Here is an 8776-nt window from a genome sequence, read left to right on the forward strand (position 1 = left end):
CCCACCGCGTCCCAGACGACGATGCGGTCCGGGGCCACGATCGCGAACCTCCGCGCGTCGGAAGAGAACACGAGGATCGGGTCCGCCCGCAGGTCCTTCGTTTCCCAGGCGACGGCGCGATGGCGGCCGCCGGCGAGCGACACCGTGTGCGGCGTGACGCTCGACTCCGGGAAGCCCGGATCGGAGGAGGTCCACGCCGCGGCGGCGCCGTTGGCCGAGATCACCGGCAGCCGCTGCCGCGCGAATCCGAGGCGGAGGTACTCGCCGGTCTTGATGTCGACGAGGAACGCGGGCTCGTGTCCGCGCGCGCGCCCGAAGATGCCGATCCAGTCTCCCCGCGGGGAGGGCACGATCCAATCGACGCTCCGGAGATCGGCGGGGGAGGGCCGGAGGACCCATGCGGCGAACAGGAGGAATCCGGCCGCCGAGACGGCGATCGCCGCGGCGAAGACGCGCGCCTGCGCCCGGTCGGCGCGCCGGGCGTCGATGCCTCCCTCTTTCATCGCCCGGTAGCATCCCACGCCCAGAGCCGCCGCGAGAACGGCCGCCACGACGGTGAGTCCCGCGGCCGCCGGTGAGTCCGCCCGCGCGAGGAGAAGGCGGCGGACGGCGCCGGAGACGAGAAACGCCCCGCCGAGCGCGACGAGGGCATCCGCGAAAAGCCTCGGGGAACGCGCGAGCGCCGCGATGCCCGCGGCCTGCGCGACCAGGAAGAGGATCGCGAGCGCGGCCGCCGCTCCGAGGCCCAGGCCGGCGGGACCGATGTGGGAGGGAAGGATCGCGTCGAGCACCGGCGTCGGCGGCCGGTTCCACCCGCGGAAGGAGCCGCCGGCGAGCGCCGCAGGAACAAGGGCGATCGCGGTCGCGCCGAAGACCATGAGCAAGCCGCCGGCGAGCTTCCCCGCCCAGAGCTCGAAGGAGGTCAGCGGCCTGACGAGATAGAAAGAGGCGCGGCGGGACGCGATGTCGCCGGCCGTGCTCCAGAAACCGAGGGTCACCGCGAGCGCCCCTCCGGCGAGGCCGGCGAGGAGGATCGCCGCGGTGCCCCGGACGTCCGACGGTGTTCCCCCGGGCCGCAGGCGCGCCAGGGCGAGCGGGAACCCGCCGATCAACAGGGCGGCGGGAAAGACGAGCCACTTTTCCGAGAGCTCGGCGCGGGCGATCGTGGCGATCCGGTTCATGGCGCTGCCCTTCCTTCGCCGCGCGGGCCGGCGATCGCGAGGAAGATTTCCTCGAGCGGGAGCGAGTCGGCCGACGCCCCTCGCACCCCCTCCTGGACTCGGAAGCGCTCGAAGCGCTCTTCGTCGAAGTTCGTCACGACCGCTTCGACTCCCCAGCCGCGAACGCGCACTCTCGCCGCGTCGAAGAGGTCGAGCTCGGTCCCGTATTCCGCGCGCGATTCGGTGACGTCGTTCGCGTACGTGATGCGCCGGAAACGCGCCTTGAGCGTTTCGAGGTCCTCGTCCAGCACGAGGCGTCCGCCGGCGAGGATGCCGACGTGCGTCGCGATCCCCTCGATTCCCGCCAGATCGTGGGTCGTCAGGAATACGGTCGTGCCCCGGTCGGCGAGCTCGCCCACCAGCTCCTCGTAGAGCTCGCGGCGGGCGACGAGGTCGAGCCCGAGGGTCGGGTCGTCGAGGACGAGGAGATCGGGCGATGCGCCCAGAGCGAGCGCGAAGAGGACCGATCCCTTTTCGCCCTTCGACATCCGACCGAACGGGACCCGCCGGGGGACTCCGAGGCGCTCCAGCCGATTCGAAACGCCCGCCGGGTCCCAGGCGGGATAGAGACGGGAACAGAAATGGACGAGCGCGTCGGCCGTCATCTCCGCCGGGGCGTCGGGCTCCTCCGGGACGACGCCGATGCGCGCCATCGCTCGCGCACGCCCGGCAACCGCCTCGGCCCCGAACAGCCGGACTTCGCCGGCGTCGGCCGGGCGCAGGCCGAGCGCGCAGCGGACGAGGGACGTCTTGCCGGCGCCGTTTCGGCCGAGCAGGGCGTAGACCGAACCGCGCGGGAGCGAGAGGGTGACGCCGTCGAGGAGCTCCCGGCCCCCGAACCGGATCGTCACGCCATCGAACGCGAGCGGTGCGTCGCTCATCGCGGACCTCCCTTCAGCTTCTGGAGCGCGCCCTCCGCCGCCCCGAGCATTTCGTCATCGGACGCTCCGATCGAGCGCCCGAGCGCGGCATAGCGCTCGGCCCCCTCCCGGAGCCGCCGCGCTCTTTCGTTCTTCGGGATCTGCGGCGGGGCCTCGGCGACGAACGTCCCCTCGCCGCGCCGGACGGCGAGCACGCCCTCCTCCCCGAGCCCCTGATACGCGCGGGCGACCGTCGCGGGATTGATCCGCAGGTCGCGGGCGAGCTCGCGCACCGATGGGGCGGGAGCGCCGGGCGCGAGCGCCCCCGAGGCGACGAGGGCGCGGACGCCGTCCTCGATCTGCTTCCAGATCGGGACAGCGGAGCGCGGATCGAGCTGTATCACTGTACCGATACAGTAGTACTCTTGGCGGCGTTGTCAAGAAGAAAAAAAGGGCGGCCGGAGCCGCCCTCGTGCCGGATCGGGGTCGATGGTTACGGCCGTCCGCTCTGCTGCGCCGCGGCGGGCTCGATCGTCCCGTGCATGCGCAGGGTCGTGAAAAAGCCGTTCATGTCCTTGAGGTCGTACTTGAGAGTGTCTCCGTGGAAATAGTGGGTTCCCTTCGCGAGGACGAGGCCGTCGTTGCTGTTGGCGCCGAAGTACTTGAGGCCCTTGACCACCGTCGGCATCTTCGTCGCTTCCCAGTTGCCGCGGTTCAGCGTGACTTCCGCCATGCCGCTCGCCAGCTTCGCGTGGTCCGCCCTGTCCGCCGCGTCGTGGTGCCATTCGATGTCGTCCTCGCGCGTGTCCATCTTTGCCCACTGGATCGGAAACATCTTCGCGAAGATCTTCGCGATCGCGTCGCGCTGTTCCTTCGTGGTCTTCCTGTCGAACGTCACCATCCCGTACTTCGCGACTCCTTTCGAAAGCGCTTCGTCGCCGAGGTCACCCGAAACCCACACGCGCGCTCCGGAGAGATCCACATTGCCCCAGTGGCTGCCCTTGCGGAATTCGTAGGCATTGTTGAACTGGCACATGTGCGGGTTGCTGGGTTCCGTGTTGAAGAAACAGCTGCAGAAGAGCGGACACGAGCAGGCCTCGATGTCGTCGACGACGGCGTCGTACGTTCCCGCCCGGGTCCCCTTCGCTGGCGACGCCGCGACGAAGACCGCGGCCGCAGCGGCTGCCAGGATCGATCCGAGAACCTTCTTCATGGCTTCCCCTCCTTCACTTCTCGAGCGTTCCCTTCATCCCAGTAGGTGATCGGTTTCTGGCCCTTCTTGGTCCACACGTACGTGCCCTCGAGGGCCTCGCCCCGGACGGAGCCGTTCCATTCGATGACGCCTTCCGTCGGGCTGTCCGTCCTCGCCCGGAACATGATCATTCTTCCTCCTTTCGTCAACGGGCCTCGGAACAAGAGCGCGCGCGCTCCGCGCCGGCGAAGCGTCGGAGGGCGCACGTTCTTCGGAGCCGGGATGGAGCGGCGCTCGCCACCGCCGCGATCGCGGTATCGAAGAGCGCGTCGCTTTCGAGCGTTCGGATCATGCGAATAGCCCTGGTTTCGTCCGGAACGCAATCATCTCACGGGTCCTGTCCGCCGGATCGGGATTCGCGACGCCTGATACGATCCGCGCGCGGAGGGTCCTTTCGGATGAATGTTTTCGCCTCCTTCGGAGCTTTCCTGGGCGCGGCGGCGCTCGCCGGTCTCCCCGTTCCGACGCTCCAAACCGCGGTTTCGCTTCGAGATACCCTCGTCGGCGGGCGCGGAGCCGCGGAAATCGCGCGGAGCCTGTGCGACCGCGTCGGTCCTCGTCTCGCCGGCTCGAACGGAGCGGTGGAGGCGCGCCGGTGGGCGGTCGAGGAGCTCACCCGGCTCGGCCTTCGGAACGTCCACGAGGAGAGCCTGATGGAGCCGCGCTGGGTGCGCGGGACCGAGACCGCCGAGATCGTTTCGCCCGTCCGCCAGAGACTCGTGGTCGCCGCGCTCGGCGGCAGCGGAGCGACGCCGGAGGGAGGGGTCGAGCGTCCGATCGTCGCGACGCGCGACGTCGAGACGCTTGCTGCGCTCGGAGCGGCCGGGGTCCGCGACCGCATCGTCTTCTTCACCGAGAGGACGGAGCGGACGCGGGACGGCTCCGGGTACGGGAAGGCGGTCTCGATCCGTTACGCCGGTCCTTCCGAGGCGCGGAAGCTCGGCGCCGCGGCCGTGCTGATCCGCAGCGTGGGAACGTCCTCGACGCGTCTTCCGCACACCGGCGTCATGAAGACCGAAGCCGGAATCCCGCCGCTTCCGGCCGCGGCGCTCTCGGCGCCGGACGCGGACCTCCTCGAAAGGATCGCCGCGGCCGGGCCCGTGCGCCTCCGCCTGACGCTCGGCTGCCGGACCGAGGCGGACGTGGCGGGCGCCAACGTCGTCGGCGAGATCCGCGGATCGGATCGGCCCGAGGAGATCGTCCTTCTCGGCGCGCACCTCGACTCGTGGGACCTGGGGACCGGCGCGATCGACGACGCCGCGGGCGTCGGCATCGTCGGCGAGGCGGCGCGGGCGATCGTTGCTCTCTCGCGCCCGCCCCGCCGGACGATCCGCGTCGTCCTCTACGCGAACGAAGAGAACGGCGACCGCGGGGGCGAGGCCTACCGCGACGCGCATCGCGCCGAGCTCGATCGACACGTCGCCGCCCTCGAGATGGATCTGGGGACGGATCGCGTCTACCGCGTCGCCGCGTCGGGGGGACCGGAGGCGAATGGCGTCGTCGCCGCCGCGGCACAGCTGCTCCGGCCGATCGGCGTTTCCGAGCGGGGAAACGACGCCGGCGGGGGCGTCGACGTGGGCCCTCTGCGCGCGTTCGGCGTTCCGATGCTCGCTCTTGCCCAGGACGCCTCGCGCTACTTCGACTTCCACCACTCCGCCGACGACACGTTCGACAAGATCGACGCGGCGAACCTCGCGCAGGCGACCGCGGCGACGGCGGCCCTCGCCTGGATCGTCGCCGACGAGCCGGGGACGCTCGGACGGATCCCGCCGGAGAAGCGGAAAGAGAGGGCCTGGTAGGCGCGCCGGCGCGCAGTCGCGAGTCACGCGTCGCGAGTCGTGGGACGCGAGCCCCGGGGGCGCGCCAGGTTATCCGGAATCCGCGTGCCCTCGAGCGCGGTGAGGCGCGAGCCCGGCGGGATGCGGGGCAGCCGGCCCGCGGGCGCGGCGTACCGGGGCGTACGTTAAGCCCACGGGCGGCTGCTACGCGCCCGCCCGGCTCGATGCATTCGCCGCGCGCCTACTCTTGGCTTTCCACCCACGCGTCGACGTTCTTCTCGAGCACGTCGAGCGGCAGAGAGCCCTGCAGGAGCACGGCGTCGTGGAAGCGCCGGACGTCGAACTTCGGCCCGAGCGCCTTTTCGGCGCGGGTGCGCAGCTCGCGGATCTTCATTTCGCCGATCTTGTACGCGAGCGCCTGTCCGGGCCAGGAGATGTACCGGTCGACCTCGACCGTGATGTCGTTGACGGTCTTCGCCGTGTTCTCCGCCATGTAATCGATCGCCCGCTGCCGATCCCAGCGGTAAGCGTGCATGCCCGTGTCGACGACGAGCCGGCAGGCGCGCCACATCTCGTACGTCAGCTGCCCGAACCGGGAGTACGGGTCGGCGTAGAGGCCGAGATCGCGCCCGAGGCTTTCGGCGTAGAGTCCCCATCCCTCGCCGAAGGCCGTGTAATAGGCGTTTCGGCGGAAGTCGGGGAGATCGGCGAGCTCCTGCGCCAGCGAGATCTGCAGATGGTGCCCCGGGACCGCCTCGTGGAGGGTCAGCGCCTCCATCTCGTACTTCGGCCGCGTCTCGAGCTTGTACGGGTTGACCATCATGAAACCCGCGCGGCTTCCGTCGGCCGCGCCCGGCTGGTAATAGGCGGTCGTCTGCGCGGGCTGCGCGGCCTCGGGGATGACCTTCACACCGTACGAATTGCGGGGGAGCGTCGCGAAGAGCCGGGGAAGCTCGCCGTCGATCCGCTTGGCGATGTCCCGGTAGCCCGCCACCAGGTCGTCCGCCTTCACGTAGTAGAAGCGCGGGTTCGTTCGGAGATCCTTCAGGAAGTCGGCGAAGGAGCCGTGGAAGCCGGTCTCCGCGATGACCTTCTCCATCTCCGCGTGGATTCGCGCGACCTCCCGGAGCCCGATCGCGTGGATCTCCTTCGGATCGAGCGCGGTCGTCGTGTAGAACCGGACCGCATACCGATAGAAGGCGTCGCCGTCCGGAAGCGCCCAGGCGCCGACGTCCTTCCGGCAGGCCGGGAGATAGATCTTCGTGAAGTAGTCGAGAATCCGGGCGTATGCCGGTTGAACGCTCTCCGAGATCACGCGGGCCCCTTCGTGTCGCAGGCGCTCGCGCTCGGCCGGCGGGACCGAATCCGGGAAGCGCGCGAACGGCTCGAAGAACGAGCTCTTCTCCGGCGCGCCCGAGGACTCCGCCCGCAGCTGGTCGGGCACCTTCTCGACGGCGATCCGGGCGGGCATCCAGCCCGTCTCGACGCCCCTCCGGAGGAGGATCAATACCTGGTCGGCCTGAGGCGGGATCGCCGCAAGCCGGGCGAGATACATCTCGTAATCTCCTGCCGAACGGAACGGGGTCTGCTCCGGCAGGCTCGGAAGCTGAATCTGGATGCCGGACATCGGGCCGATCGCGAGATATTCGGTCGGAAATCGGTTCCCCTCGATTCCGATCTGGACGTCGTGGAGGAAGAGATCGTAGCTGACGCGGTTGGCAGGGGAGAGGGCCTCGCGGCGGAACGTCTCGAGCTCCCCGAGCTCCATTTCGGAGCGCCGCTTGCGTGCCTCGATCGCCTCGACGCTCATGTCGGTCAGCCGGTCGTTCCAGCGGTTGTCGCCGAGCGACGTCGCTCCTTCCGGGTATTGCTCGAGTCCCCACTGCCATTCCCGGTCGAAGAACCGCCGGAGCCGGGCATCCTCGCCGGATCCCGCGGCGGATGCGAGCGTGGCGCCGCCGGCGACGAGCAGCGCGATCAGAACAAGCCTTTCGACCATGATTCCTCCGAATCGGATCCTATGCTGGAGCGGTCCTGTGCCCGCTCGGAGAATCGCCGGGCTGCTCGAAAAGCCACGACATTTCAGAGGATTACGAGAGAATTGGCCGGGCCAGCCGAAAAAGCGGGAATTTGCGCCGATCGACGGGAATTCTCGTCGATCCATCGAAATGCGATCCGGAGAGCCGGAACCCCATCCCCGGCGCGTTTTGTGCATCAGTGTCTCGTGGGGAGCGAACGCCCGGACCTCCGGTGAAAGGATGAGACGCTGGTGGAACACAAAAAGAGCTTTTCGGAGCCACGAACCGATGCGGGGAACGATGCGGGCGGGCGCGTCACGCGGCCTCCGGGCCGACCCGCGATTCACGGCGAGGACTGGTCGAAGGTGACCGTGGTGATGCTGAATCGTCAGGTGATCTTTCTCGACCGGCTCTCCGCGGACATCCGCGCCGCGACGGGCTCGATCGTCAAGCGCGCGGAGATCATCCGCACGCTCGTCGACCTCCTGGCCGAGAGCGACGTTCAGGTGGGCGATGCCCGCCCGGGCAGCGACCTGAAAGAAATCCTGCGGAACTCGCTCGCACGGCTGGCCCGGGAACCCGAAACCGCGCTGACGTAAACGATGCTCGACGGGATGGATCCTCGGCCGCGCACCCCGTCGCCCGTCCATCCCCTCCTGCACACGTCCATCGCGGCGGCACCGGTCACGTTCTCCTCCGTTCGCCACGCGATCGGCCGCGGTCTTCGCCTTCGATGCCCCGTCTGCGGCGTCGGGCGGCTCTTCGCCTCGTTCTGGAGAATGCGGGAGGCGTGTCCGCAATGCGGAGTGAGCTACGGGCGGGAGGCGGGGTTCTGGCTCGGGTCGATGGACATCAACCTCACGATTTCGCTGCTTCTGATCCTGGGATCGCTCCTCTTCCTTCCGGAGCTCGATCTCGAGCGCGAGCTGATCGTTCTCGGCGCCGCGGCGATCCTCCTTCCCGCGCTCCTCTTCCGGTGGGTGAGGGGAGTGTGGATGGCGCTGATGTACCTCAGCGGCGGCGTCTATTAGACGTTAGCGGGCGCAGCGATGCATCGAGCCGGGCGGGCGCGTGCGGCCGGCCGCCGGCACGACGTACGTTCACAGTACGCCTTAGCCGCCGGCCGCCGCCCGCATCCCGCCGGGCTCGCGCCTCGCCGCGCTTTCGGGTCGTCGGTAACTGAAGTTGTCAGTCGCTGGAATCGTCACAGCGGGCGCAGCGATGCATCGAGCCGGGCGGGCGCGTGCGCCGCGATCCGCGGCCTTAACGTACGCTATCGGTACGCCGCGGCCGCGGGTCGGGCGCCCGCATCCCGTCTCGCTCGCGTCTGGCCGCGCCTTTGGGTTTTCGTAAATGAGATTCGCCTCGTCTCGACGGTGGCGTCGAGCGCGGCGACGAATTCCCCACGGCCAGCCGCCATTCACCTTGTCGGTCGTTCCCGCGAAAGCGGGAACCCACGTCTCCGGCGATCGCCCCGCCGGCGCAAAAGAAAGCCCCCTCCGGAGAGGGGGCGAAAGAGGCCGGATTCTCGCTCTTGCCCTATGAGCGGGGGCTGAACGTGACCGTCACGACGGCCTTGCCCGACGTCGCCGGGCTCGCCGGCTCCGTGCGGGTCGAGATGCGCGCCGCGTCGATGCCGTGCCGCGTG

Annotated in this window: 9 protein-coding genes; 3 read left to right on the forward strand and 6 right to left on the reverse strand. The window is 69.4% G+C overall.

Annotation, left to right across the window (positions count from 1 at the left end; genetic code table 11):
• The 5 genes from VKH46_09890 to VKH46_09910 all read right to left on the reverse strand — a co-directional run.
• The coding region (locus VKH46_09890; protein HKB71141.1) for a hypothetical protein at positions 1-1181 on the reverse strand (1181 nt) is incomplete at its 3' end.
• On the reverse strand, positions 1178-2101 hold the full coding sequence (locus tag VKH46_09895) for an ABC transporter ATP-binding protein (GenBank protein ID HKB71142.1): 924 nt from the start codon (positions 2099-2101) through the stop codon (positions 1178-1180). The genes VKH46_09895 and VKH46_09890, both read right to left, overlap by 4 nt.
• Positions 2098-2484 (reverse strand): GntR family transcriptional regulator, encoded by a 387-nt coding sequence (locus tag VKH46_09900; protein HKB71143.1) that lies wholly within the window; start codon positions 2482-2484, stop codon positions 2098-2100. Before VKH46_09900 ends, VKH46_09895 begins: the two co-directional genes overlap by 4 nt.
• 89 nt (positions 2485-2573) lie before the next feature.
• A complete protein-coding gene (locus VKH46_09905) occupies positions 2574-3293 on the reverse strand; it encodes a DUF1326 domain-containing protein (protein ID HKB71144.1) in 720 nt (239 codons plus the stop codon).
• Entirely contained in the window at positions 3290-3463 is a 174-nt protein-coding gene (locus VKH46_09910) for a hypothetical protein (GenBank protein HKB71145.1), read from the reverse strand. The genes VKH46_09905 and VKH46_09910 overlap by 4 nt, the downstream gene beginning before the upstream one ends.
• 267 nt (positions 3464-3730) lie before the next feature.
• On the opposite strand from VKH46_09910, the gene VKH46_09915 reads away from it, so the two are divergent.
• Positions 3731-5131 (forward strand): M28 family peptidase, encoded by a 1401-nt coding sequence (locus VKH46_09915; GenBank protein HKB71146.1) that lies wholly within the window; start codon positions 3731-3733, stop codon positions 5129-5131.
• A 220-nt stretch (positions 5132-5351) separates the two neighbouring features.
• On the opposite strand, the gene VKH46_09920 is transcribed toward VKH46_09915, so the two are convergent.
• Positions 5352-7109, reverse strand: coding sequence for a DUF885 domain-containing protein (locus VKH46_09920; protein HKB71147.1), 1758 nt, complete (start codon positions 7107-7109; stop codon positions 5352-5354).
• 270 nt (positions 7110-7379) lie between these two features.
• Between VKH46_09920 and VKH46_09925 the strand changes: the two genes are divergently transcribed.
• On the forward strand, positions 7380-7727 hold the full coding sequence (locus tag VKH46_09925) for a hypothetical protein (protein HKB71148.1): 348 nt from the start codon (positions 7380-7382) through the stop codon (positions 7725-7727).
• A gap of 15 nt (positions 7728-7742) precedes the next feature.
• Positions 7743-8159, forward strand: a complete 417-nt coding sequence (locus VKH46_09930) for a DUF983 domain-containing protein (GenBank protein ID HKB71149.1) — start codon at positions 7743-7745, stop codon at positions 8157-8159.
• Positions 8160-8776: the final 617 nt, after the last annotated feature.

It is taken from the genome of Thermoanaerobaculia bacterium, assembly GCA_035260525.1.
In the GTDB taxonomy this organism is placed as follows: domain Bacteria; phylum Acidobacteriota; class Thermoanaerobaculia; order UBA5066; family DATFVB01; genus DATFVB01.